The sequence below is a fragment of the Kitasatospora sp. NPDC101183 genome, assembly GCF_044767945.1.
Lineage (GTDB): Bacteria > Actinomycetota > Actinomycetes > Streptomycetales > Streptomycetaceae > Kitasatospora.
Genome location: NZ_JBIWOW010000011.1, coordinates 84,841 through 111,093 on the forward strand (window position 1 = coordinate 84,841; position 26,253 = coordinate 111,093).

Consider the following 26,253-nt stretch of genomic DNA (forward strand, 5'->3'; position numbering starts at 1 on the left):
ATCGCCACGTCGTCCCGCTTGCTCACGATCTGACCCACGTGCGGAGCGTCGTCGGGGGTTCACGGTGAACGGGCGGTCCACGGTGAACAGACGGTTCACGGTGAACGCGACACACCGGGCAGGCCGTTCATCCGGGCGGAGAGCATTCACCGAACCGGAGGACCGGCGTGAGCAGCAGTGTCGTGGCAGGACTGTGCCGATTGAGGTTCCACGCGCCGGGGACGGCCTTCGAACTGGCCGTCCCCGCCGATGTGCCCCTGGCCGACCTGCTGCCCGCCGTCCTGGCGCACGCGGGCCCGGACCTCGCGGAGGAGGGCCTGGAGCACGGCGGCTGGGTGCTGCAGCGGCTCGGTGAGGAGCCGCTGGCGGAGGACGACTCCCCGGAGGCGCTCGGCCTGCACGACGGCGACACGGTGTACCTGCGGCCGCGCCACGAGGCGCTGCCCGCCGTGCACTTCGACGACCTGGTGGACGGCGTGGCCACCGGCATGGAGGAGCGCGGCGACGGCTGGCGCCCCGCGCTGACCCGCCGCCTGGCCCTGGCCCTGGCCCTCACCGCGCTCGCCGCCGGCTGGGTGCTGCTGGCCCTGCCCGGCCCCGGGCGGGCCCGCGAGGCGGCGGCCGGGGCCGTCGCGCTCCTGCTGCTGCTCGGCGCGGCCAGCGCCTCCCGGGCGATGTCCGACGCCGGTACGGGCGCCGCCCTCGGGGCCGCGGCCGTGCCGTACCTGGGGCTGGCGGCCCTGCTGCTGCCCGGCGGCGCGGGCTCCGGCGGGGACCTGCTGGGCGCCCGGGTGCTGGCGGCCGCCTCGGCGGGTGCGGGCGCGGCGGTGCTGGCGCTGGCGGCGGTGGGGGCGGCGGCGCCGCTGTTCGTGGGGATCGTGCTGGTCGCGGTGATCGGCGTGCTGGCCGGGGTCCTGATCCTGTCCGGGCTGACGCCGTCCGAACTCGTGTCGCTGGTCGCGGTGTTCGCGGTGCTGGTCGGCGCGTTCGTGCCCTCGATCGCGTTCCGGCTGTCCGGGCTGCGGCTGCCGATGCTGCCGCGCAACGCGGAGGAGCTCCAGGAGAACATCGAGCCCGTCCCGGCCGAGGCCGTCCTGCCGCGCGCGCTCGTCGCCGACGACTACCTGATGGCGCTGTACGCGGCGATCGGCGCCGTCAGCGCCGCCTGCCTGACGGTCCTCGCGTACGCGGACGGCTGGGCCGGCCCGGCGGAGGGCGGCGCGCTCGCCGTGCTGCTCCTGCTGCACGGGCGCGCCATCGGCAGCACGCGGCAGCGGCTCGCGCTGCTGCTGCCGGGGGCGTACGGGCTGCTGGTGCTGCTCGCGCGGGAGGCCGGCTCGGCGTCCCCGGGCGGGCGCCTGGGCCTGCTGGGGCTGCTGCTGGGCGCGGCCGCCTCCCTGCTCGTCGCCGGGTGGACGGTCCCGGGGCGCCGCCTGCTGCCGTACTGGGGGCGCCTCGCCGACATCCTGCACACGCTGTGCGCGCTGTCGCTGCTCCCGCTGGCCCTGCAGGCGTGCGGCGTCTACCACACGCTGCGGGGGCTGGGGGGCTGACGCTCAGGTGTCGTAGGAGCCGTCCCAGGGCGGGTAGAAGCCGAGGCCGTCCGGGTAGAGCTCCACCCACAGCCGGCCGTCCTCGTCCTCCTCCTCGTCGTCCTCCTCGTCCTCTTCCACGACCAGGCCGAAGAGCGCCCCCTCGAAGCGGACTTCGAAGGGGGCGACGGCGATGTCCCCGTACTCCCGGCCCGGCAGCTCGGCCAGCCATCCGTCGAGCAGGAGGCGGGCGGCCTCGATGGCCGCCCGCTCGCCCTCCGCCGTCGTCCCCGTCGCCTCGATCCGCGAGTCCAGGTGCCTGCCCGCCTCGTCGAACCGGTGCAGCACGGCGTGCCACCGCTTCACGGACGCCCAGTCGTCCCCGCTCCACCCCTCGGGGAACGCCGCCGTGACGGACGCGAAGAACTGCCCGCCCTCGTACCGCCCGATGGTGTCGGTGCGGTAGTCGGGCTCGTGGCTGATGGGGATGACCTCGGGAACGTTCATGTGCGCACGATAACCGCCACCCACGACAAGGCCACCCAAACGGCCAACGGCCTCGGATCAGGATCGTCGGATCCAGCTAAACGATCATCATTCGATCTTGTCTTGATACCAAGCCGGGATCCAGGGATCGTGGAACCCGTCACCACGACCACCCTCACCACCCGGAGCAGGCCCCCATGCGCGTCATCGCCCTCGACCATCTCGTCCTCAACGTCGCCGACATCGAACGCTCGCTGGCCTTCTACACGGGCCTGCTCGGCCTGGAGCCCGTCCGGGTCGAGGAATGGCGGGCGGGCAAGGTGTCCTTCCCGTCCGTCCGGGTCAACGCCGCGACCATCATCGACCTGTTCCACCGCCCCCGGCAGGAATCCAACGTCGACCACATCTGCCTCACCGTCGAACCCCTCGACTGGCAGGAGGTCGTGGACTCCGGCGTCTTCACCGTCCTCGACGGCCCGGGCCCCCGCTTCGGCGCCCGCGGCACCGCCACCTCCCTCTACGTCCAGGACCCGGACGGCAACACCGTCGAACTCCGCTGTTACCCGGAGAGCGCCTAGAGACCGTCGGCAGCGGGCCGACCGGTCGTGGGCTATCGTCCCGGCATGGAGCCGCTGACGTTCGACTACGAGGACCTGCATCTGCGCGTGGACCGGGGGGTGTTCGAGCAGTTCGGCGCGGGACGGTCCGAACTCCGGGTGCCGCTGCGGTGGTTGGGGGCGCTGGTGCACTACAGGAAGCCCGACAGGCCGGGCCAGCTGTTCATCGGCACCGTGCGTGACCTGGGCGCCCCGCTCTACGGCACCGATCCGGGCGCCTTCCAGTACTCCACCTCGCCCGCGTTCCGGGTGCCCGCCGCCGACGAGCCGTTGTTCCGGGCGTACTTCGCCGAGGTGGCCCGGATCGCCGACCGGCGGGTGGTCTGACCCGGGCGAGGGCCTAGTGTGGTGGGCATGCCGCTGGTTGATGTGACGTACGCGCCCACCGTGCCCGAGGCCGTTCTGCGCGAACTGGGGGCGGTACTGCCGCACTTGGTGTCGCTCGCCGTGGAGTGCCCCGAGGAGCCGTACGACGGGGACCTCCAGCCCGGGGACGTGGAGGTCCGGTTCCGGGCGCTCGGGCCGCTGGACCGCAGCGGGCTCGACGTGGTGATCGAGATCAGGTCGAAGTGGTTCGCGAGCAGGGCGGCGGACCGGCAGGAGCGGGTGGACTCGCTGCACGAGGGCATCTGCGAGGCCACCGGGCTGGAGGACTTCGGGGTGTACCTCTCGCTGCCGGTCGCCGCCTGGGCGCAGGGGGATTGACCACGCTCAGCCGTTCTTGGGGTGGTGGGCGGGCGTGAGGCGGTAGTACTTCCCGTCGTCGGTCTCGATCTCGGTCTCCCACACCTTCCGGTAGCCGTACCAGATGGGGATGCTCATGGAGACGAATCCCATCGACAGACCCCGCTCGTTCAGCTGACCCATCGGTCCGTACGGCTTGCCCTCCCCCGGCTTGCCGTAGAGGACGATGACCTCGACGTGGGGGAAGTACTCGTTGTTCATGGACTCCACCACGAACTTGCAGCTGTCGCAGGTGCCCTGGGTGGAGGCCACCAGCACGGTGCCGCGCACCCGGCCCTTGTCGCCCACGGTGAGTCCGCGCAGGCCCATGTGCTCGTACACCGTGTTCATGACGTTGACCTCGGCGTCGAACTTCTGCTGGCCCAGCATCCCCGCGTCCGTCCTGTTCACCACACCCGGGAGCGGCCGCCCCAGCTCTCCGGCCAGCTTCGTGTGAACCGGGACCAGGGCCGTGAGTGCCCGCTCGGCGCCGCCGGTCGCATCGACCACCTCGCGCACGGCGCCACGAACCTCGACGGCGGTCGCGTTCGTCCTGTTCACGACCCTCGCCAGCGCCCCCCGAACCGTGGCCAGGTGCTTGGCGGCGCTTCTGGCGTCGCCGGCCGCCCGGTGCGCGTCGTCGATCAGTGAGGCCTCGATCTTCACCTTTCCGTACGACTTCCTGCCGACCTCCATCCTCTTCAGGAAGTCCTCGGACCGCTTCACCGTTGCGGTGAGCGCCTCTACCACGGACTTGATCCCGTCGACCTGCTCCTTGGTCGGCTGCCCGCCGTTCGACAACGTCTCCCCGAGGCCCCGCTGTTCGGCTGCGGCCTCCTTCATCGCGGTCGCCAGCTCGGTGTTCTCGGCGATGGCCTCGTTGAGGCTCTTCTCCGCCGTGTCCAGCCGCCAGTCGTTCGCCGACTTGTCCGCCAGGCCCTTCATGGAGGGATGCAGCTGCGGGGGCGCCTGGTGGCCGTGATCTCCGTTCTTGACCGGCCCGAAGGTCTTCCACTGCGAGGCCGCGGCCTGCTTCTCGTAGCCGATCCTCCCGGCCATGAGCGCTGCCGCGGCCCAGGTCTCCCCGCGCTTCGGCTTCGGGGCCAGAGCCTCGACCAGTGCCTTGATCTGCGCCTCGATCGCGGCTTCTCCCGGCAGGTGGTGGTCGCGCGTGTAGGACACCGCGGCCTGGATCGTGGTACCGGCCCCGACGCCCTCGGGGCCGCGCTCACCGTCCACGGCCCACATCTCGCGCTTCGCCGCGTCGACCCAGTGCATCGTGCCGGTCACGTCGTGGACCAGCGCCACGAACCCGTGCTCGCCCAGCTCGACCACGGCGAAGGCGCCCCGCCCGGTCGCGCCGACCTGCCGCTCCACGTTGCGCAGGCCCTCAGCGCCGACGCCGTACGGACGGTAGTGCCGGGACACGGACTGCGGCACGGCGGTGAGGGCCGTCTGCTTCTCGGCGACCTTCAGCTCGTTGTAGAACACGTCGCGCACCGCGACGACCGTCTCCAGGCTCTGGAACCGGGCCGGCGCGTCCTTGCCGGGGGCGTGCGGGTTGATCAGTTTCAGCAGGTCCTCGGTGGGGGTGACCGGCATGGGCGACGGCTTGTCGAGGTGCTTCTTGAGCGCCTCCAGGTCCGGCGAGACCTTCGTCTGCCGCCCGCTGTCGTTGCCCAGCACGGTCGGCGGCTTGATGTCCAGATCGATCGGGGAGTCCGGACGCGCCCCTTCGACCAACCTCTCGCCGGTGCGCAGGACTTCCTGCCCCCTCGGCTCGGCGTGGACGGCACCGTCCCTCACCGTGAGGCGGTACCACTCGCTCGGGTGTTCCACCCTGGGCTGCTTCGCCGCCGCATAACCGACCGTCCGGGCCGTGACGAACCTGGGCGGGCCGCCGGCGTCGGCCACGTGCACCACGTCGGCCGGCGCGAAGATCTCCGGCGTGCCGATGTTCTTCAGCCAGGCACTGTCCTTGTCCGCCTCCCGGCGGGCGGCGATCTCCTGGTGCAGCGCCAGCAGAGTCTTCCCGGCGGGCGAGTCCGCACCGCCCCGGCCGAAGTGGCCGGACAGGAAGCGCAGGGGCTCGCCCGCCCAGGTGCCCGCCTCGGCGAGCTTCAGCAGGGCGGTCGCCGTCCGCTTCGGGTCGGCGTCCCAGCCCTGCCCGGCACCCTCGACACCGGTGAGGTGGGCGATGGTGACGTACTCCTTGTCGTGCGGGAGCCTGCCCAACAGCGTCCTGAGGGATTCCGGGAGGCCCGACCAGGCGTCCGACGGGTCGGACAGGAGGTGGACGTTGCCGCTGGACGTGAGCGTGAGGCCCGTCGGCTCCGGGCCGGGGGCCGGGTGGGCGTTCAGCGCGGCCGGGTTGAGGGCCAGCTCGATCAGGTCCGCGTCGCTCAGCGGGTGCGGGTCGGCGAGGACCTGCTGCGGCTCCTCCACCAGGTTCGGCTCGCCCGTCGCCGTCTCGTTGAACTCCCGCAGCCCGCGCAGCTGTTCGTCCTCCGCGCGGGTGCGGGTGACGGGGTTGGCGAGGGGGCCCTGCGGGTCGGGGCCGTAGAGGCGCTCCAGCAGGGGCAGCAGCTCGGGCTCGTTCTCCCGCACCCAGTCCGCGCCGTTGTTGCGGGGCTGGCCGGTGTCGGGGTCGTTGCCGTGGTTGGTGCCGAGGTAGGTGTTGGTGAGCTGGGCGAAGTACTCGAACTCGTTGCTCGCGGAGTAGTTGCCGACGCGCTCACCGCCCCGGGTGCGGCGACCGCCGTCGGGCCAGGCCGTGACGGACTCCTCCTCGAACAGGTCGGCCAGGCCGTCCGCCTGCCGCTTGCCCTGGTAGACGTCCTCGATCAGCGCCCGCTCGTCCTCGCTGAGGCCGAACTTGTGGACGGCGTGGGCGAGTTCGTGGGTGGCGATGGAGTAGCCCTCGGCGTACTCGTTGCCGTGGCCGATGGTCGTGCGCGCGCCGGTGAGGTTCTCCTCGGGGACGATGACGAGCTTGTCGACGTTCGCACCCCGGACCTCCCACCAGGCACGGCCCTCGTCCGTCGTGCCGCGCAGCCGCTCCAGGCCCTTGACGCCGGTGATCGCCGTGTCCTTGGGCACGACCACCACCTGCACGCCCTCCACCAGCATCCGCTCGGTGACCTCGGGGTCGTTGAGCAGCCTGGACAGCTGCGCGTGCGCCGAGTTGCGCGCCGTGACGGGCTGGTGGACGCCCGGGTCGACGTGCACCAGCAGCCGGGCGGCGGCGTCGGCGAAGTCGACGGCCGACAGGCTGTCGCGCAACTGCCGGACGTACGCGGCGTCCTGGGCGAGGACGCTGCGATCCTCGTCCCCGATCAGCTCCAACTCGCGGACGGTGGCGTGCACGTCGTGCGACGGCGCGGTGGTGCCGGGGTCGTGGACGGGAGGCCCCGCCTGGCCGCCCGAGCCGGAGGGCGCGAGGTGGCGACCGCCTCCCGAGCCGCTGCCGGGTTTGCGGGGGGTGGCGAATGCCCTGCCCCCGGAGCCGGAACCGGAGCCGGAGCCGGAGCCGGAGCCACCGTCCCGGTCCCGGTCCCGGTCCTGCCTCCGGTCCCTGCCCACGTCCGGCGCGGGGCGGTTGCGCTCCATGGGGCTGTAGTGGTTGCGCCTCTGGTTCAGCGACAGATGAACGCTGCGGCTCCGGCCCCCGTACCCGGTCATCGCCTCCGTGTTCGGCAGCGGCGCCAGGAGCACCTCGCGCTGCCCCACGTGGACGGTCAGCCGCAGGCCCAGCGCCGAGGCGACGATCCTCGGGGCCAGGTCGCCCGCCCCGGTGTTCCAGTTCCCGGAGACGGCGATCGTGACGAACAGCTCGTCCAGGCTCGATCCGTTCTCCCGCGCGTACCGGGTGACGGCCTGGAGGTTCGCGGGATCGAGCATCCACTGGGCGACCGTGTCACGCAGCCTCACGGCGCCGCCGGCCCGCCCGCGCAGTGCGACGTTGACGGCGTGGTAGAGGCAGTCGCCGTCGGCCGGCACCGGCCTGCTGACACGGTACTCCCGGGGCGTGTTCACCCCCTCGGGAGGCAGGCCGGAGTACTGCTCCGGCATGCTCAGCAGCATGGCGAGCTTGCGCCCGAGCCGCAGCTCCGGGGTCGACAGGGCCAGCGTCCGCGCCGTCTCCACCTTGTGCTCCGGCTGGACCCCGGCGTGGATGCCGCTGTCGACGAAGGCCTTGGACTTCGCCGGGGCGGAGACGTTGTGGCCCAGCACGTTCTGGCGGTCGGATCCGAGCAGCTTGGCGTCGCTCTCGGGCATCTCGCGCCTGTAGCCGGCGTAACCGGGCCTCAGGTGCTCGTCGGTCCTGAAGCGGTTCAGGTCCTCGGGCTTGTACGCCTTCCGGTACTCCCCGAGGCTGGTGCCGGACTTCGCCGACAGGTGGTTGCCGCCGTCGTTGTTCTTGAAGAACCGTCCCACCACGGGGCGCAGCGTGGCGTGCGACTGCCCGAGCTCGTAACTCTGGTCCTCGTCCGTCTCCGCGTCGCGCTTGCGCTTCCCGCTCTGGGCCGCGCCCTGCTCCTTCTTCCATTCGGCCAGCAGCTGCTTGGCCGCCAGGCGGGACAGGTCGGTGACGACGGCGCCGTTCTCGAAGTCCGTCCGGAACGCCGAACCCCGGTGCGGCATGCGGTTGTTCGAGGCGTCGACGCGGACCTGCTCGGTCAGCTCCTCCTGGTCCCTCGGCAGGCTGACGGGTGCCCGCCCGTCCCCGGACCTCTCGGCACGGGACGGCGGTACGGGGCGCGTGGGCTCGAGCGTGTCGTGTTCGGGCCCGTACCGCGATTCGAGCTCCCGGATGTTCAGCCGGTTCAGCCGGGCGCCGAGCTCGCCGAACTCCGCACCGTTGTCGCCCCATTGCAGATAGGCGTCCCTGCCCCGTGCCTCGGCCTCCTTCCTGTCGTCCCGGGGGCGCTGGTCCCCGTCGGTCTCCCTGACCCTGAGGTGGGTGTAGGCACCGTGCCCGCGCCTGAGCCGGACGGCGAATCCGTCGACGAGCAGGTTCGGCTCGGGCGCGTACGGCAGCATCGGCGCGTAGGACGCCTGCCAGTCGCGCGCCTCCATGTCCTCGCGGACGGAGCGCCGGAACTGGTCGGTGAAGGGGATCACCCCCTCCCCGCTCCACTGCGACGGGTGCTTGCCCCCGAGACGGTCGTGGACCGCTTGGATGAACCGTGCGAGGTCCGCGTCCCCGGTCGGCAGCCGGTACCCACCGCTGAAGGCCAGCGGCCGGTCAGGGGTCCAGAGGCGGTTCTTGTCACCCGGGGGAACGTCCGGCCCCGTGCTGCTCTCGTTCCACTCCTCCCAGTGCTCGCCCTCCATGCCCGGGTTGAGATCGCGGTTCGGGTGGTCGGGGCGCGGCTGGGGGCGCCGGAGCACCTCCTGGACGTGGTCGAAGAAGTGGAGCCCCGAGGGAACCCGGCGCGACCCGCGGTCGAAGTCCTGCACCGAGACGTACGGGTGGAGCCCGCGGGCCGACATCGCCTCGATCAGCTGGTGGGTCGGATTGCTGTTGAGGACGCTGTTGCGCATCGTTCCGTACGGGAAGTCGCCCGCCTCGTTCTGCCGGAAGGTGTCCGGCACGATGGCGACGGGGATGTCCAGGTCCCTGACGGCCTCCCGGGCCCGGGCCACGGCGGCGTCCAGGTCCGCCCTCGGCGTCCCGCTCGGGGCGTTGATCCCGACGACGACCGCCACGCGGCTCCGGGTCGCCGGGGTGGTGCCGTCGACGATCCGCTGGACCACCCGGACGATGTCGTGCGCGTTCCGGTGGGAGGTCATGGTGTTGACGACGAAGCCGAGCCGGCGGGCCTCGTGGGTGGATCGCTGGACCTGTGCCAGGTAGTCGTTGTACGGGACCAGGGCCCGGCGGTCGCTGAGCCCGTGCTCCGTCAGGTAGGAGTCGAACGTCCGGTTGGTGACGACGTCGCCCGGAGCCCCGGCCGGCGTGTGGCTCGGGGCGGCGTGGGGCGTGGCCGGGGGGCGGTGGCTCGGGCCGGCGTTCGAGGTCGACCTGACCCCCTCCATGGGCTGCGTGTCGCGCATGTCCAGGCCGCGCATGGACGCGGCGAGGTCGGTGTCCGTCCTGCGGAGCTTGGCGGTCCTCGGTCTGTCCTCGTTGCGGGAGCGGTCCCGGTCGCGTTCCCGTTCCCGGTCGCGTTGCTCACGTTCCCGGTCCCGGTCACGTTGCTCACGTTCCCGGTCCCGGTCGCGTTCACGTTCCCGATCGCGTTCCCGGTCGCGGTCACCGTCACGGCCACGGTCGACCCGCTTGTCCCCGCCGATGCCGAGCACCACCCCGTGCTCCCCGTCCAGCGGCGGCAGGTGGGCCGGCGGCTCGTCCGGGTGCGTCACGGTCTGCCGCGTACCGTCCTCGGCCACCGTGGTGTGGTTCCAGCCGCCGGGGCCGGTGATGACGGGGCGCCCGTCGGCCGTGAGGCCGACCGTCACAGCCAGCGCACGGGGCTCGGCTCCGCGCGCGATCACCACGTGGTTGGGCGAGGAGACGATGTGCAGCGCCTCGCCCGGCAGGGCCGCGTGGAGGCCGTCGATCACGTGGGCGATGTACGACCCGTCGCCGCGATCCGCGGCGGTACGGCAGGAGAGGAAGCGCACCTGCTGCCCGGCCTGCCACTCCCCCGACTCGCGCAGCTGCAGCAGGGCCGCGACGGTCTTCTCCGGGCTGACCTTGAGCCCGCGCCAGCTCGGGGCGCCGTCGTCGTGGACGGAGTGGTAGGCGAGGGTGAGCACGCCCTCCTCGCGCGGCAGGCTCGTCAGCGCCTCCAGCACGTACCGGTTGGGGTGGTCCTCCTCCCTGGTGGCCGCCCTGGTGGCCTCGATCTTGGCCTCCGGTTCGAGGAGCCAGCGGACGCCGGAGTCCAGGGGCTGGGACAGCTCGGTGGCGATCTCCTCGGGCGAGGGCGTCCTGCGCATCGGCTCGCCCCCGGGGTGCTCGGGCGTGAACCTCATCCAGGTGTCGGCGGGCACGGTGCCGGGCGTGGTGCCGGAGCGCGGGGTCTCCAGCTCGATCGGCATGAGGCCCGTGAGGTGGTTGCCGACCGGCGGGGCCTCCTCCTCGTCGGGGCGGTTCCCGACCGGAAGGGCCCGGTCCCCCGTGGGACGGTTCCCGACCGGCAGGGTCCCGTCCTCGCGGTTCCCGACCGGCGCGGTCCCGTCCTCCGTGGGGCGGTGCTCGACCGGCAGGGTCCGGTCCCCCATGCGGAACTTCAGCTCGATCCTGGCGTAGCCGGTGTACCGGTCCATCGGCATGCCGACCTTGGCGTTGCCGACCGCCTTCCCGGTCGTGGCCGTGACCGCGCCCTCGCGCCCTCGGTGGCCGATGCCGATCGTGCCCAGGACGCTGCCCTCCACCGAGGAGCCGGGGGCGGCCTGGGCGCCGGCCTGGCCCCGGGCGTTCCACGCGAAGCCGCGCAGGTCGGTGGAGCGGGAGTTGCTCGCCGACTCGTTGGACGGGCTGAGCGCCGCCGCCTGGTTGTGCCGGTCGTACTCCAACTGCACCAGGGTGACGGTGGCCGTGACCTCGGCATCGCCGACGAACCAGCGCTTGCCGAGCGAGGGCGTGCCGAACTCGCGCAGCGCGGGCGCGCCCTCGGGGCGCAGCTCCGGGCCGAGCACCGAGGAGAACAGCGCGGACAGCTGGGCGTGGCTCAGGCCCCCCGTGACGATCGGTTCCAGCCGCTTCCAGACGTCCTTGCCGAAGAACTTCGGGCCCTCGCTGCGCACCAGGCTCAGCGGCCCGGAGGTGTCGCCGAGCCAGCGCAGCACGTCGTGCTCGCGCAGTCCCTGGGTGAACAGGGTGTCCGGGGGCACGCGGATGTCCAGCGCTTCGGAGGGGCCGCGCCGGCCGCCGGTGGCGCCGTTCGCGGTGTCGATCACGCGGTCGCGCTCGGTCAGCAGGTCAGCGTGGACGGTCGTTTCGGCGATGCCCCGGCGCAGCTTCCACTGCGGGGTGACGGCGTCGACGACCTTCTTCACCGTGGCGACGGCCGGGTGCACGCGCGCCGGCGGGGCCGGTGCCGCCGGGGCGGCGGGCACGGGGCCCGCCATCGGCCTCACCTTCGCCTTGTCACCGGAGACCAGGTCGATGCGGGCGTCGCGTTCCATCGACACCGTCAGCCGGATCTCGGCGCGCTGCGCGTCCGCGGGGACCTTGGACTTGACGGCCGAGCCGGAGGCGACCACGCCGCCGTGGCTCTCCAGCTGCTCGGTGGACCAGGTGAGGCCGCCCCCGCCGCCGGCGACGACGGCCACGCCCGTACTGAGCGGATCGGTGGTCGCCAGGGCGCCCAGGTCGGCGGTGTGGTGCTTCCCGCCGCCGGTGTTGGTGCCGCTCTCGGAGTTGGTGAGCGCGGTCTGCATGCCGGTGCCGAGGTTGAACTCCACGACCGCGGCCTCGCCGGTCTTGCGGACGTGGACGACGGTCGCGGTGACGCGCACCGTGCTGCGGTCGTGCCGGACGACGATCTCGAACCCGGAGGAGGCCGACTTGATCTCGGCGTGCAGGGCGTCGAAGTCCAGCTTCTGCAGAAGCTTCTCGCGCACCGGCTTCCAGTCGGCCCCGAGGATCTCGATGCCCTTGGGGGCCAGCCGGTCGACCACCCGGGCGACGGCCAGCGGCCCGGTCTGCGGCTGGCCGGCCACACCGGAGTCGTGGAAGACGCGGCTGATGACGTCGGAGGAGCCGAGCCGGTTGTCCGGCAGGTGCCGCAGGACGGTCTCGCTGCCGGCCGGGGCGAGGGCCACCTCCCGGCGCGGGACGGCGATCTCCAGGGGCGCCGCGACCTCGTCGTTCGTCAGCGACCGGCCGGACCGGGTGAACCGGCTGAGCCCGCTGGGCCGGTAGACGACGTCGAAGACGGCGTCGCCGTCGAAGAGGACGGCCGGTTCGGTGCTCTTGGCCCGGCTGTTGGTGCCGGCGGTGCGCTCGGTGACCAGCCCGCTGACGCCGTCCCGGGTGTGGGCGTACGAGGCGGTGATGGAGGCGTGCGGCAGGTTGTACCGCAGCGCCGCGAGGTAGCGGGTGCGCTTGCGGCGGTCCCAGGCGTAGCCGACGACGGTGCGCTGCTGGCCGCCGAGTTCGAACTCGAAGGCCGCCACGGTGCGCCGGGCCGTCAGTTCCAGTGGACGGACCGTCACCTCGACGGTGCCCGTCCAGCTGCCCTCGTCGACCTTCACCGTGACGACCTTGCCCCGGGTCATCCGGGAGAACGAGGCCGTCAGCGCCGTGTTGTCGAGCTTCTCGGCGAGCCTGGCCAGCATCTTCGGCGGGATCGCGCCGAGCCGGCCGAGCTTGTCCTCCACGGCCCTCAGCACCGTGGTGGTGCCCCGGTCCAGGTTGAGCACCACGTCGGAGCGGTTGAGGCCGGTGGGCGCCCGCACGCCCTCGCCGGCGTCCGTGGGGGGCGCCGGAATCCGGCCCGGGTGCTCGGTGCCGACGGAGGCGTCCAGCACCGTCGGGGTGTCCTGCCCCTCCCGGTTCCTCAGCAGGTGCTCCTGCCCGTTGACCTTCACCCGCAGCTCGACCGTGACGTCGTGCAGCGCCTGCCAGGCGGGCAGTTTGCCGTTGGCGTAGCCCTTGGTGGAGGTGCCGCCGATCCATCCGTCCCGGTCCTGCACCGTGCGGGCGATGGAGCCGGTGCCCTGCATGCTGTCCTTCCAGGGCTTCCCGCTCGGATCGGTGACGCCCGGGCGGTCCTTCACCGGGCCCTTGCCGAAGCCCTGGGCCTGGAGGGACTTGCTGTCTGAGCGCAGCTGGCGGTGCCCCTCCTGGGAGGTGGTCTCCCGGATGGGGTTGAGGTCCGCGTCGCGCTGCTCCCGGACGAAGTGCTCGGTGGTCACGTGCGCGGTGACCTCCACGTGCAGCTTGCTCAGCGGTCCGCGCTCGGTCACCGGGGTGCGCAGCGGCACGCCCTGGGTCATGGCGGCGAGGTGGGCGCGGACGGCGGCGTGGGAGTAGGTGCGCAGGACGTCCTCGCGCAGCTCGTGCCAGCCGTACTCGCCGAACATCTCCTTGCCGATGGCGTCGAGGTGCTCGTGCAGCGGCGAGACGTCGCGCAGGTCGCGCACGACGGTGTTCTTCGGCAGCCCCGGATAGGTGGCCAGGGTCTCGCGGGTCGCGACGGCCAGGTGGGGCTCCGGGACGACGGGCGTGCCCGCCGGGAGCTGCTCCGGCACCACTTCGGCCTTCTCGACGATGGCGCGGAAGCCGAGGGTGGTCGTGCCCTCTCCGCTCTCGTGGCTCCTCAGCAGGCGGAGCTCGTCGAAGCCGAGCTTGTCGAAGGTGACGACGATCTCGGCCTCGCCCTCGTACATCAGGGCATCCGTCTTGCGCTTGACGCCGAGGCCCAACTCGTCGCTCTCGCCGTGCCGTTGGACGTCGGTGCGGCCGGTGGTCCCGCTCGCGCCGGCTCCGCCGCCGGCGTTCTTGCCCGAGCCGCTGCCGCCGAACGGCGTCGGGAACTGCGTCCCCTTGATGGTGGAGTCCTGCTCCTGGTGGGAGCGGGTGACGGAGTTGGAGAGGTTGAACTCGGTGGTGGGCAGGTCGGCGGTGTTCTCGATGGTGCGGATCGTGGCCCGGTGGAAGGTGACCATGGCGTCCGGGCCGAAGGTGTTCTCCAGGACGATGCTGCGGGAGTCGCCCGACATCAGGGCCTTGAGGTCCTGGTGGAGCGTGCCGAGGTCGAGCTGCTCCGTCAGCCGCCGGCGCACGTCGGGCCAGGAGCTCCCGAAGTAGTCCCGCGCCGCGCCCTCGAAGCCGGCGACGAAGTCCTCCAGCCCGTTCGGGGCGTGCGGGGCGGGGTTGACGACGGGGAGTTCGATCCCCTCGGGGCCCACGACCGGCTCCGGGCGGGGCTGGATCGTCCAGACGTCGGCCAGGATGTGGGAGCCCGTCAGGCGGCCGCCGGGGCCGGAGCCGGGCGGCGGGCCGTAGCGCGGGCCCGCGAAGGCCGTCCCGTCCCCGGCCTCCCGGGACGGGAAGGCGACGTACGTGTGCACGCCGACGCTCACCCGGCCTTGCGGCGGGACGACGGCGGAGAGGGCGTCGGGGACGTCGACGCTGCGGTAGGCGGTGTCGACGAACTCGACGGTGAGCGTGTAGCTCGTCCGGTGGACGGTGGCCTCCTCGCTCGTCTTGCCACGCGCCAGCGTCTTGCTGGCCTCCGTGGTCGTCGTGCCGTGCTGCTCGCCGCGCTGCAGCCCGAAGGTGGCGGAGAGGCTGCCCGCCTTGTCGGGCCTGAGGGTGCCCTGGGCGTTCAGCGCGCCCTGCCAGAGGCTGTCACCGGTGAGGCCGACGGAGGTCTGCTGCTCGGAGCCGTACTCGAACTCGAAGCCGGCGAGGGTCCGGTCGAACACGCTGCGCAGGAACTCCCCCGTGACCCTGGCGGTGCCCGACCAGTCGCCGACGGCGTACGGCACGTCCCAACTCTCGCCGCGCGAGAGGGAGATGAGCTGAGCACGCAGGGACTCGGGGCTGAAGAGGGACTCGGCGAGGGTCTTCGCGGCGGCGTGCTCGCCGTGCAGGGCGCCGGCGAAGGCGGTGGTGAGGTCTCCGATGAGTTCGGCGTGGGTGCCCTCGAGGCCCAGCAGCACGTCGGCGGACGCCAGCCCTCGGCGGGCGATCCGCGCGGGCGCGTCGTGGTTGACCGGCGGCGGCACCGGGGCGAGCGGCGGCGGGATCACGTGCCCACCGGGCGGCGGGACCAGAGGCAGCGGCGGCGGGATCACCTCCCCGCCGGGCGGCGGAACCGGAGCGAGCGGCGGCACGGGCGGAGTCACGTCCCCGCCGGGCGGCGGGACGACGACCGCGCCCTCGTTCACCTCCTCCTCCGACTCCTCACGGATCGTCTCCAACCGCTCCCGGGGCGGCAGCGTCGCCCGCCCCTGCGAGGGCGGCACGACGCGCTGCGAAGGCGGCGGCACGACCGCGCCCTCGTTCAGCTCCTCCTCCGACTCCTCCCGGATCGTCTCCAACCGCTCCCGGGGCGGCGGCGTCGCCCGCCCCCTCGACGGCGGCACGGCCCCCGGGTGGACATCCCCGGTGCCGAGGACCACCGCGTGCTCCCCGTCCAGCGGCGGCCGGGAGCCCTGGCGGGGCATCGGCTGCGGCTGCCTCGTCGTCTGCCGCGTCCCGTCCTCGGCCACCGTCGTGTGGTTCCAGCCGCCGGGGCCGGTGATGAGAGGCAGACCGTCGGGTGTGAAGCCGACCGTCACGGCCAGCGCGCGGGGCTGGTCGCCGCGCACGATCACCACGTGGTCCGGGGAGGAGACGATGTGCAGGGCCTCGCCCGGCAGGGCGGCGTGGAGGCCGTCGATCACGTGGGCGATGTACGAGTCGTCCCCGCCCCGCGCGGTGCGGCAGGCGAGGAGACGCACCTCCTGCCCCACCTGCCACTGCCCGGACTCGCGCATCCGGATCAGGGCCCCCACCATGGCGCCCGGCGTGACCTTGACCCCGTTCCAGGTGGGCGCGCCGTCGCCGTCGACGGCGTGGTACGCCAGCGCCAGCACACCTTCCTGGATCGGCAGGCTCTCCAACGCCTCCCGCACGTGCCGGTTGACGGGCAGGTCCTTCTCCCCCGGCGCGAGGAGCCAGCGTGCGCCGCCGGTCAGCGGCCTGGACAGCTCGGCGGCGATGTCCTGGAGGAAGACCTCCTTGGGCATCTGCTGGCCCCCGGGGTGTTCCGGCGTGAACTGCAGCCAGTGGTCCCGGTGGACGGTCAGCTCGGTGGTGCCGGAGCGCGGGGTCTCCAGCTCGATCGGGATGAGCCCCTTGTGGGGGAAGACCAGGGTCTCGTCGCCCCGGCGGAAGTTCAGCTCGATCTTGGCGTAGCCGGTGTAACGGTCCATCGGCATGCCGACCTTGGCGTTGCCGACGAGCTTCCCGGTGACGCCCGTGACGGCGCCCTCCCTCGACCGGTGGCCGATGTTGGCGGTGGCCAGGGCGCTCGCCTCCGCCGAGCTGCCGAGCTTGGCCTGGGCGCCGCCCTGGCCCCGGAGGTTCCACGCCCGGCCGCGCAGGTCGGTGGAACGGGAGCCGCCCGACGTCTCGTTGGCGGGGCTGAGCGCCGCCTGCTGGTTGTGCCGGTCGTACTCCAGCTGCACCAGGGTGACGGTGGCCGTGACCTCGGCGTCCTCCACGAACCAGCGCTTGCCGAGCGAGGGCGTGCCGAGGCCGCGCAGCGCGGGCGCGCCCTCGGCGCGCAGCTCCGGGCCGAGCACCGAGGAGAACAGCGCGGACAGCTGCTCGTGGCTGAGGCTTCCGGTGACGATCGGCTCCAGGCGGCCCCAGACGCTCTTGCCGAAGAACTTCGGTCCCTCGCTGCGCACCAGGCTCAGCGGCCCGGCGGTGTCGCCGAGCCAGCGCAGCACGTCGTGCCGGCTCAGCCCCCTGGTGAAGAGCTCGGCCGGGGGCGCCTGGACGGTCCGCTCGTCGGAGTGGCCGCGCCGGTTGCCGGCGCCGCCGTCAATGGTGTCGACCACGCGGTTGCGTTCGGTCAGCAGGTCCGCGTGGACGGTCGTCTCGGCGACGCCCCGGCGCAGCGTCCACTGCGGGGTGACGGCGTCGACGGCCTTCTTCACCTGGGTGAGCACCGAGGTGGAGGGCGCCGGCACGGGCCCCTGGACGGGCCCGGCGGGCTCCGTCCCCTCCATCGGCTTGACCTTCGCCTTGTCGGCGGAGCCGAGGCCGATCAGGGCGTCGCGCTCCATCCGCACCGTCAGCCGGATCTCGGCGCGCTGCGCGTCGGCCCCGACCTTGGACTTGACGGCCGATCCGACGGAGAGGACGTCGCCCTGGTGCTCCAGCTGCTCGGTGGAGCGGGTGTGGCTGACGCCGGCGCCGCCGATGCCGGCCACGCCCGTGCCGAGCGGATCGGTGGTCCCCTGGAAGCCCAGGCCGACGGTGTGGTGCTTGCCGCCGCCGGAGTTGGTGCCGCTCTCGGAGTTGGTGAACGCGGTCTGCAGGCTGGTGCCGAGGTTGAACTCGACGGCCCCGGACTCACCGGTCTTGCGCACGTTGACGACGGAGACGGTGACGCTCGCCGTGCTGCGGCCGTACCGCGCGACGATCGGGCTCCCGGAGGCGCCCGACTTGAGCTTCGCGTGCAGCTCGTCGAAGTCCAGCTTCCTGAGCAGTTCCTCCCGCATCCCCGGCCAGTCGGACCCGAGGACCTCGGTGCCCTTGTCGGCCAGCCGGTCGACCACCCGGGCGACGGCCTGCGGCCCGGTCTCCGGCCCGCCGCCGGCGCCGGGGTCGTGGAAGACCCGGGTGACGAGGTCGGAGGAGCCGAGCCGGTTGTCCGGCAGGTGCCGCAGGACGGTCTCGTGGCCGGTCGGCAGCATCGGGCCCCGCAGGACCTCCCGGTGCGGGACGGCGACCTCGACGGGCGCGTGGACCGGGCGGTCGAAGGTCAGCCTCCTGCTGAGCAGGCTCTCCCTGAACGTGACGTCGAAGGTGACCCGGCCGTCGAAGACCACGGCCGGCTCGGTGTTCTTGCCCCGGCTGTTGGTGGCGCCGGTGCGCTCGATGGTCAGCCCGCTCACGGCGTCCCGGGTGTGCGCGTAGTCCCCGGTGACGGTGAAGTGCGGCACGGTGCCGCGCAGGGCCGCCGCATAGCGGGTGCGGTTTCGGCGGTCCCAGGTGAAGCCGACGCCGGTGCGCTGCTGGCTGCCGAGCTCGAACTCGAAGGAGGCCACGGTGCGCCGGGGCTCCAGGCGCATCGGGCGGGCCGTCACCTCGACGGTGCCCTTCCAGTTCCCGGTGTCGATGTTCACCGTGACCGCCTTGCCCCGGCTCATCCGGGACAGCGAGGCCGTCAGCGCCGTCGGGTCGAGGCTCGCGGCGAGCTTGGCGAGGGCCTTCGGGGAGACGGTTCCGAGCTCGGCGAGCTTCTCCTCGACGGCCTTGAGCACGGTGCGGCCCCCGCCGCCGATGCTCAGCACCACGTCGGAGTGGCCGAGGACGGTGAGCGGGCGCGCGTCCGGGACGTCGTTCGCCCCGGGAGCCGCGATGCGGCCCTGGTGGGGCACGCTGACGGAGGCCGACAGCTCGGGCGAGGTGCCGTGGACCTTCCCGTTGACCTTGATCTGCAACTCGACGGTGGCGTCGTGCAGCGCCTGCCAGGTGGGTAGCTTGCCGTTGGCGTAGCCCTTGTTGGACGTGCTGCCGACCCAGCCGTCCCGGTCCTGCACCGTCCGGGTGACGGTGGCGGTGCCCTGGAGGGCGTCCTTGAAGGGCTTCCCGCTCGCGTCGAGGACGCCCGGGCGCTCCTTCAGCGGGCCCTTGCCGAAGCCCTGGACCTGGACGGTCTTGCTGTCCGAGCGCAGCGAGCGGTGGCCCTGGAGGGTGCTGGTCTCCCGGATGGGGTTGAGGTCCGCGTCGTGCTGCTCGCGGTCGGGCGTCCCCCTGGTCACGCGGGCGGTGACCTCCACGTGGAGCGTGCTGAGCGGGCCGTGGGCCGTCACCGGGGTGCGCAGCGGCACGCCCTGCGTCATGCCGACGAGGTGGGAGCTGACGGCGGCGTGCGAGAACGCGCGCAGGACGTCCTCGCGGACGTCGAGCCAGCCCTTGGCCCCGAACTGCCGCCTGCCGATCAGGTCGAGCTGCCGGTGCAGCGGCGCGATGTCGCGCAGGTCGCGCACCACGGTGTTCGTGGGGAGCCCCTGGTAGGTGGCCGCGCTCTCGCGCGTCCACACCGGCAGCAGGGACGGGGCGATCGTCTCGGAGCCGGGCCGGGGGTCCTCCCGCACGACCTCGGCCCGCTCGACGACGGCCCGGAAGCCGAGGCCCGTGTGGCCTTCCCCGGGCCGGTAGGCGTACGGGCCGCGGAAGCGCTCGAAGGTGACGAGGATGTCGGCGACGCCCTCGTAGGTGAGGGCGGGCGTCTTGCGCTTGGTGCCGAGGCCCACCTCGTCGCTGCCGCCGTGCCGCTGGACGCTCCCCCGGCCGCCGGCGCCGCCCAGGTTTCCGCCGGCCCCGAAGTTCTTGCCCGAGCCGCTGCCGCCGAACTGGAGGCCGCCGATCTTCGTGGTGGCGTCCTGGTCGACGCGGGAGCGGGTGGTGACGGTGCCGATGTTGAACTCGGTGGTGGGCAGTTCCCCGGTGTTCTCGATGGTGCGGATCTCGGCCCGCCGGAAGGTGATCACGGAGGTCTGGCCGAGGGAGCCCTCCAGGACGACGCTGCGCGAGTCGCCCGACATCAGCGCCTTGAGGTCCTGGTGCAGCGTGCCGAGGTCGACCTGCTCCAGGATCTGCTCACGCAGCCGGGGCCAGCTGTCGCCGAAGTACCGGCGCGCGCCGTCCTCGAACCCGCCGATGAAGTCGTCCATGCCGGACAGGGGCGTGCGCCGGGTGTTCAGGGTGGCGAGTGGCGTCCCCTCGGGCTGGTCGGCCGGCAGGTTCCGGGGTGCGACCGTCCAGACCTCGGCCAGGATGTGGGAGCCCGCCAGGCGGCCGCCGGGGCCGGCGCCGGGCGGCAGGCCGTGGGGCGGGTCGATCACCGCCTGATGCCCCGTGTCCCGGGAGGGGACGGCGATCTGCACCTTCACCTGGACGCTCACGGGCTCCCTGGGCGTGACGCCGGAGGAGATGCCGAGGGTGCGCAGGGCCTTGTCGGTGCGGTTGCCGGGAGTGACGTCGAGGCCGCGGTAGGCGTGGTCGGTGAACTCGACGTTCAGCGAGAGGGTCGTGTCGTAGAGGCTGGCCTCCTCGCTGGTCTTGCCGCGGGCCAGGGTGCGGCTGGCCTCGACGGTCGTCTTGCCCTGCTGGCTGCCCGCCTGGAAGCCCAGGGAGGCGGTGAGGGTGCCCTCCTTGGTGGGCTTGAGGGTGCCCTGGGCGTTCAGCCCGCCCTGGAGCAGGCGGTCGCCGGTGACGCCGACGGAGGTCTGCTGCTCGGAGCCGTACTCGAACTCGAAGCCGGGCAGGGTGCGCTGGAACTCGCTGCGCACGTACGCCGCCTGGACCTTGACCGTGCCCGACCAGGTGCCGGCGGAGTAGTCCACCTCCCAGCTCTCCCCGCGGAAGAGGGAGGTGAGCTTGGCGCGCAGGGTCTCGGGGCTGAACAGGGTCTCGGCGAGGGTCTTCGCGGCGGCGTGCTCGCCGTGCAGTTCCCCGGTGAACGCGGTGGTGAGCGTCTCGATGATCCGGGCGTGGGTGCCTTCGACCCCCATCAGCACGTCGGAGGGGGCAAGGCCGCGTTCGGTGATCCGCGCGGGTGCGGCCGGCTGCCTACGGCTGGGCACCACGCGGACGGGGGGCGCCATCAGCGGGCCGTCCCCCGCCGGAGTGGTCGGCTGGACGTCGCCGGAGGCCCCCTCGTGCGGCGGCGGCACGGGCTCCAGGTGGGCGTCGCCCTCCCCGAGGAGGAAGCGCAGGCCCTCGTAACCCTCGTTCAGGTGGACGGGGTTGGCGCGCTCCGGCGGTGCCTGGCCCGTGGCCTGGTCCTTGCCGTAGAGGCGCTCCAGCAGGGCGACGACCGCCGGCGACTCGTTGCGCCGGACCCAGCCGGGGCCGTTGTTGCGGGCCTTGCCGGTGTACGGGTCGTCGCCGTGGTTGGTGCCGAGGTAGGTGTTGGTGAGCTGGGCGAAGTACTCCTCCTCGCTGCGGGAGGCGTAGTTCTCCTCGCCGTCCTTCCCGGCGCGCCGGGGGCCGTCCGACCAGGGGGCGTCGTCTCCGGCGGCGAGCTTCTCGCGGTAGGCCCCGGTGATCGTGGTGCGGTCGGTCTCGGACAGGACGCGGTGGATGGCGTGGGCGAACTCGTGGGTGGCGGTGGAGTATCCGTCCGGCTGGTGGGGGGCCGGGCCGACGGTGGTCCGCTCGCCGGTGAGGTTCTCCTCGGGGACGGCGGTGTCGCGCTGGTCGTTGGCGCCGCGCGAGGTCTCGTACGGGCGGTGGAGCGCGCCACCCTCGGCGCCGTGGGTGCCGGCGAGGTGCTTGAACGGGCCGAGCTCGGTGAGGGGGACGTCCTTGGGCAGGACGTGCACCCGGGTGTCCTCCTCCAGGAGCTTGAGGGCCACGTCGCGGTCGCGCAGCATCCGGCCGAAAAGGGCGACGGCGTTGCGGCGGGCGAGGCCGGGTTCGCTGGTGCGGCCGTCGACGTCGACGAGCAACTCGGCGGCAGCCTTGGAGAGTTGGTGGTCGTCGAGCTGGCGCAGCTCCTCCAGGGTGGAGGGGTCGGTGCGCAGGTCGGAGCGCTGCTCGGGGGTCAGGTGGCGCAGGACGTCGGTGCGCTCGTGCTCGGGGAGCTGGTGCAGGCCGGGGGCGGCCCCGCCGCGCAGGGCGACGGCGAGCTCCTCGGGCCCGGGGTTCTCCGGGCGGTGGGCGAAGGCATCCTCGTGGGCGCGCTCGTGCGCGCGCCAGGCCTGGGCGTCGAGGTCCTTGAGCTTCCAGAGGCGGTGGTACTCGGCGATGAACTCGTCGCCGTACTCGCCCTTGAAGTGGCCGGTCAGGTCGTCGCTCAGGGCGTGGCGCGCGGCGAGGTCGTCGAAGCCCCGGGCGGCGTCGCGCAGGGCGGGGGCGGCCTCGGCCTCGAAGCGGGCGTGCTCGGCGAGTTCGCCGTGCAGTTCGGTCTTCCGGGTCTGCCAGGCCTGTTGCTCCTCGCGGAGCTTGCCCGGGGTGTCGAGGACCTCGTCGAAGGCGCGGGAGATCCGGTCGGCGTGGCCGCTGCCCAGGCGGTCGGCGGCGGCCGGGGTGAGGCCGCCGTGGTCGCGCGCCGCGGTACGGGCGGCCTCCTCGGCCTCGCGGCGGGCGGCGAGGCGGGCGGCCTGGTGGGTGATGCGCTCGTGCAGGGCGGTGGTGGCGGTGAGGTCGGCGAACTTGGCGGCCAGGGTCTTCGGGTCGGCCTCCGGGTCGGTGACCAACCGGTCGGCGGCGTCGGCGACTTCGCGCATGACGGTGTCGCGGGCGCGGTCGGCGTCGGCCGTGTCGGCGCCGAACTCCTTGGCGAGCGCGCGCTGTTCGTCCTGCTTGGACCAGCTGTCGGAGGCGTGGTCGACGGCGTCGGCGGCGCGGCGCACCACGCTCTCGCGGGCGGCCTGGAGGGCGAACTCGTGCGGCAGGTGCCGGGCGCGGCCCTCCAGGGCGGTCGTGAACTCGGCGGTGGCCCCGGCGCGTTCGCGGCGCGGGCCGACGAAGCCGTCCAGGCCTCCGGCGCTCTCCTCGAAGTCGGTGGCGATCTGCTCGCGCAGGGATTCGCGCAGGCGCTCCTCGCCGACCGGGGAGAGGTCCGGCTTCTCGGTGATGCCGAGGTCCGCGAGCATCCTGCGGTCGTCCGGGGTGAGCCGGTCGAACCAGGTGCCGGCGGCCTCGTCGGTGAGGTGGTCGGCCCGGGCGAGGGCGCGTTCGTGGTCGGCGCGCAGCCGAAGGTCCGCCAGCAGGTGCTCGTGGAGCCGGTTGAGGGACTCCCGGGCCTTGTCCTGCCCGGCCGGGCCGAGCGCGTCCGGGTGGTCGAGGACGAGGGAGGCCTCGTTCTCGACCAGGGCGCGGAAGGCCTTGCGGGCCTCGGGGCGGATCAGGTCGAGCCCGGCGGGCGGGAGGTCGGAGCCGTGGCGCCCGCCCCACTCCGTGACCGTCCGCTCGAAGTGGTCCATGGCGGTGCGCACGGCGTTCTCGCGGGCGGCGGCGAGGCGGGTGTGGCCGTCGAGGTCGGCGAGGATCTGCTCGCGGTCCTGCGGGCGCAGCTCCAGCTCGGCGTACATCAGCTCGCGGGCGCGGCGGCGCTCGGGGTGGGCGGGGCCGTTCGGGTCGTCGGCGGGGAGGCGGACGGCGCCCTCGCGGTAGGCGCGGTCGAGCGCCTCCTCGGCGTCCGTCTCGCGGCGGTGGCCGCTGCCGTCCGGGTCGTGGGCGAGCTTGTCGGCGGCCTCGGTGAGCTTGGCGTCGTACGTGTCCTGGAGCCCGCGTTGGGTCTCGCGCCACTGTTCCTCGCGGCCCTCCTCGGTGCGGAGGTGTTCGGGCAGCGGGGTGTAGTGGTGCTCGGGGGCGGGGGTGGTGTCGCCGAACTTCTGGGAGTGCGGGATCGATCCGGTGATCTTGTTCGGGTCGAGGGTGCGGAGGTACCAGTCGGGCAGCGGGGCGGGCCGCTCGTGGGGCGTGTCCACGGTGTCGTGGCCGAACTCCAGCACGGTGCCTCGGCCTTGGACGACCGGCCGACCCTGCGCGTCGAAGCCGACGTTCGCCGCCACGATCACATGGCCCGGGCCGGCGCTCGGGGCGAGCTTCCCGCCCTCGGACGGCTCGAACGCGGGGGCCACCCAGACCGATCCCTTGGCGACGACGACCTTGAGGTCCGCCGTGTCCGGGTTCTCCCAGACCTTCGCCATCGCCTCCTTGAGGAAGGCGTGGCCGGCGCCGCCGAGGTCGCAGGCGACGAAGTCGAGGGTGCGCCGGCCGTTGTCCAGATGGCCGTTGCTCTGCAGCACCGCGACGGTCTGGACGAACTGGTCGACCGTCAGCGGCTTTCCGTTGCGCGTCGGCAGCCCGTCGGTGGTGTGCGCCACCACGGCGAGGCGCGTGTGGTCGACGGGGAGCAGCTCCAGCGTCCTGCGCATCGCCGCGGTGGGCTCGTCGCCGAGGACCCAGGCGGGCTGGCGGTCCTGGCCGCCGGGGACGGAGTGGCCGTACTCGGGCAGTTCCAGATAGGTGAGCCGCTCCTCGGGGGTGTGGACCTGGGTGGGCTCCGGGGTGTGGGTCGGGCGCGTGGGCTCGTGCTGCTCGACGGGCTGGGACGGGTGCTGGGAGACGGTCGAGGTGACGGGCTCCGGCCGGGTGACGGTCTCGTTCCCCGGGTTCTCCGACTTCCCGGAGTTCCCGGAGTTCCCGGAGTGCTCCGACTTCCCGGAGTTCTCCGAGTTCCCCGAGCCGCCGACGTGGGCGGAGGCGCCCTTGCCCGGCTCCTCCGGGAGGGGCTGCTCCTTCGGGGGCGTCGGAGTGGTGGTGCTGTGGTCGCCGCCGGTGGTGGACACCTTCGTCGGGTTGTCCACCGTCTCCTCGGGGGCCTTCTTTCCGCCGCCGCCCGTGGACTCCGTGGGGATCGGCGACTCGGCCTTGCCCGTCTTCGGCAGCGTCTGCCCGTCGCTGCTCAGACGCAGGTCCGACGGCTGCACGCCCTCGTGCAGCTCCGCCGCCTCCCGCGCGGCGCGCGCCTTGGGGCCCTCCGGCCGCAGGATGAACGGGCTGGTCGGGTGCCCGGTCAGGGTGGCCGCGACGGCGAGCCACACGCGCGGGTCCTTCAGGCCGTAGTACTTGGCGTCGCTGGTCGCGGCCGACGCCGCGTCCAGCTCCCTCGCGTACTCCTGGAACCTGAGGCGCAGCGGGCCGGTCGCGACGTGTCCGAGGTGGCCGATCACGCCCATGGCGACGCCGCCGACGAAGCTGTCGACGGTGACGTTGAAGGAGTGGTCCTCGCTGAAGACCAGGTTGTAGGTGCCCTCGACGAGGATGTTCTGGATGCCGCCCTTGAGCGAGCCGGCGAGCGCCTCGCCGACCTTGTACAGGAACTGCATCGCCGTCTGCGGCCGCATGCCGTCCATCAGGACCATCACCCGGTCGGTGAGGTCCTTGACGACCTGCCTGGCGCCCGGGTCGGCCACGTCCTTGACGGCGGCGTTGAACAGGCGGCGCACGGCGCCCATGTCGACGGCGTAGCGGGCGCCGTCCGAGATGATCGTCTTCGCGAAGTTCTCGGCGGCCTGGCGGGCGACCTCCCCGCTGACGCCCAGCTGGCCGAGGTGCTCCTCGAAGGACTTCACCAGCTCCTTGGTGAAGGTCTCCTGCTTGGTCAGCTTGGCGACGATCTCGTCGGCGGTGTCCTTGGTGAGGGCCTTGGCACCGTCCTTGACCCCCGCGCCCACGCCGTCCTTGACCCCCGCGCGCACACCGTCCTTGATCCCCGCGCCCACGCCGTCCTTGGCCCCGGCGCGCAGGCCGTCCTTGCCCAGGGCGCCCGCGCCCTTGGTGGCCAGGTCGTTGCCGACCTTCTTGCCGACCCCGCCGCCGATCTCGCGGATGGCGTCGTTGACGACGGTCTTCTCCAGCTGCTTGAGCTCGTTCTTCTCCAGGTTCTTGACCAGGTCCCCGCTGAGGAACTTGCCGATCCCCGAGAGGTCCTTGGTCAGGCTCCCGAGGATGCCGCCGCCGAAGATCTTCCCGAAGAGCTTGCCGAGGCCGAAGGTGAGCAGCTCCAGCGGGCCGGTGAGCAGGCCGTTGATCGCCCCGAACTCGATGGCCTGGAGCAGGGATTCGGTCTCGTAGTGGTCCTTGTGGCCCTGGCCGATCTGGATGCCCTGGATGATGGCGTCCATCAGGATGCCGGTGCTGATGGAGAGGAACTCGTGCAGCATCAGCTGCTTGAACAGCCAGATGAAGACCTGCTTGACCACCTCGCGGGTGATCGCCTCGGCGACGAAGATCTCCGCGAGCGAACCGCCGAAGGTGAGCGGGATGTTGGCGATCGCCCAGGCGATCTGGGCCAGCAGCTGGATGAGCTGGGCGATGATCATCCACTTCGTGTACTCGATGGCGTTGGCCACCTTGTACGCGTAGTCGCTGAGCTCCTTCGCCGCGTCGCCCGCCGTGGTCAGGTAGTCGGTGGCGCCGGTGCCGCCGTAGAGCCGGCGCATCTTGAGGACGAACTGGTCGGCGGCCTCGCCCTCGAAGTTCTCCTTGCAGACCTCGACGAGCTGGACGAGGTAGTCGCGCAGCTCCGGGACCTTCTGGTGGATCAGCAGGTAGTCGTCGCCCGCGATGCGCAGGTCGTCCTCGCTGCCCTCCGGCCACTTCATGCCCGTCACGATGTGGAACAGGCTCCGAAGGCCCTCGGGCAGGGGGATGGACACGGCGGTGGGCTCCTGGCGGTCGTGAGAACGGG

The 26,253-nt window shown here is 72.8% G+C and carries 6 protein-coding genes; 4 read left to right on the plus strand and 2 right to left on the minus strand.

Features of this window, described 5'->3' with window-relative positions; all coding sequences use genetic code 11:
* The first annotated feature begins 167 nt into the window (after positions 1–167).
* A complete protein-coding gene (gene eccD / locus ACIRRS_RS17265; protein ID WP_402971270.1) occupies positions 168–1,553 on the plus strand; it encodes a type VII secretion integral membrane protein EccD in 1,386 nt (461 codons plus the stop codon).
* A gap of 3 nt (positions 1,554–1,556) precedes the next feature.
* On the opposite strand, the gene ACIRRS_RS17270 is transcribed toward eccD, so the two are convergent.
* On the minus strand, positions 1,557–2,039 hold the full coding sequence (locus ACIRRS_RS17270; RefSeq protein ID WP_402971273.1) for a hypothetical protein: 483 nt from the start codon (positions 2,037–2,039) through the stop codon (positions 1,557–1,559).
* A 176-nt stretch (positions 2,040–2,215) separates the two neighbouring features.
* Here ACIRRS_RS17270 and ACIRRS_RS17275 point away from each other — a divergent pair, with 176 nt between their 5' ends.
* From ACIRRS_RS17275 to ACIRRS_RS17285, 3 genes are read left to right on the plus strand one after another with little or no spacing between them, the layout of a single operon-like run.
* Positions 2,216–2,596, plus strand: coding sequence for a VOC family protein (locus ACIRRS_RS17275; protein ID WP_402971275.1), 381 nt, complete (start codon positions 2,216–2,218; stop codon positions 2,594–2,596).
* A 45-nt stretch (positions 2,597–2,641) separates the two neighbouring features.
* A complete protein-coding gene (locus ACIRRS_RS17280; protein ID WP_402971278.1) occupies positions 2,642–2,962 on the plus strand; it encodes a hypothetical protein in 321 nt (106 codons plus the stop codon).
* Between the two features lie 27 nt (positions 2,963–2,989).
* The gene (locus ACIRRS_RS17285; RefSeq protein WP_402971281.1) at positions 2,990–3,340 is read left to right on the plus strand and encodes a hypothetical protein; all 351 of its coding nucleotides are present in this window, start codon (positions 2,990–2,992) and stop codon (positions 3,338–3,340) included.
* 6 nt (positions 3,341–3,346) lie between these two features.
* Here ACIRRS_RS17285 and ACIRRS_RS17290 read toward each other — a convergent pair whose 3' ends face one another.
* On the minus strand, positions 3,347–26,221 hold the full coding sequence (locus ACIRRS_RS17290) for a hypothetical protein (RefSeq protein WP_402971283.1): 22,875 nt from the start codon (positions 26,219–26,221) through the stop codon (positions 3,347–3,349).
* Positions 26,222–26,253 lie beyond the last annotated feature (32 nt).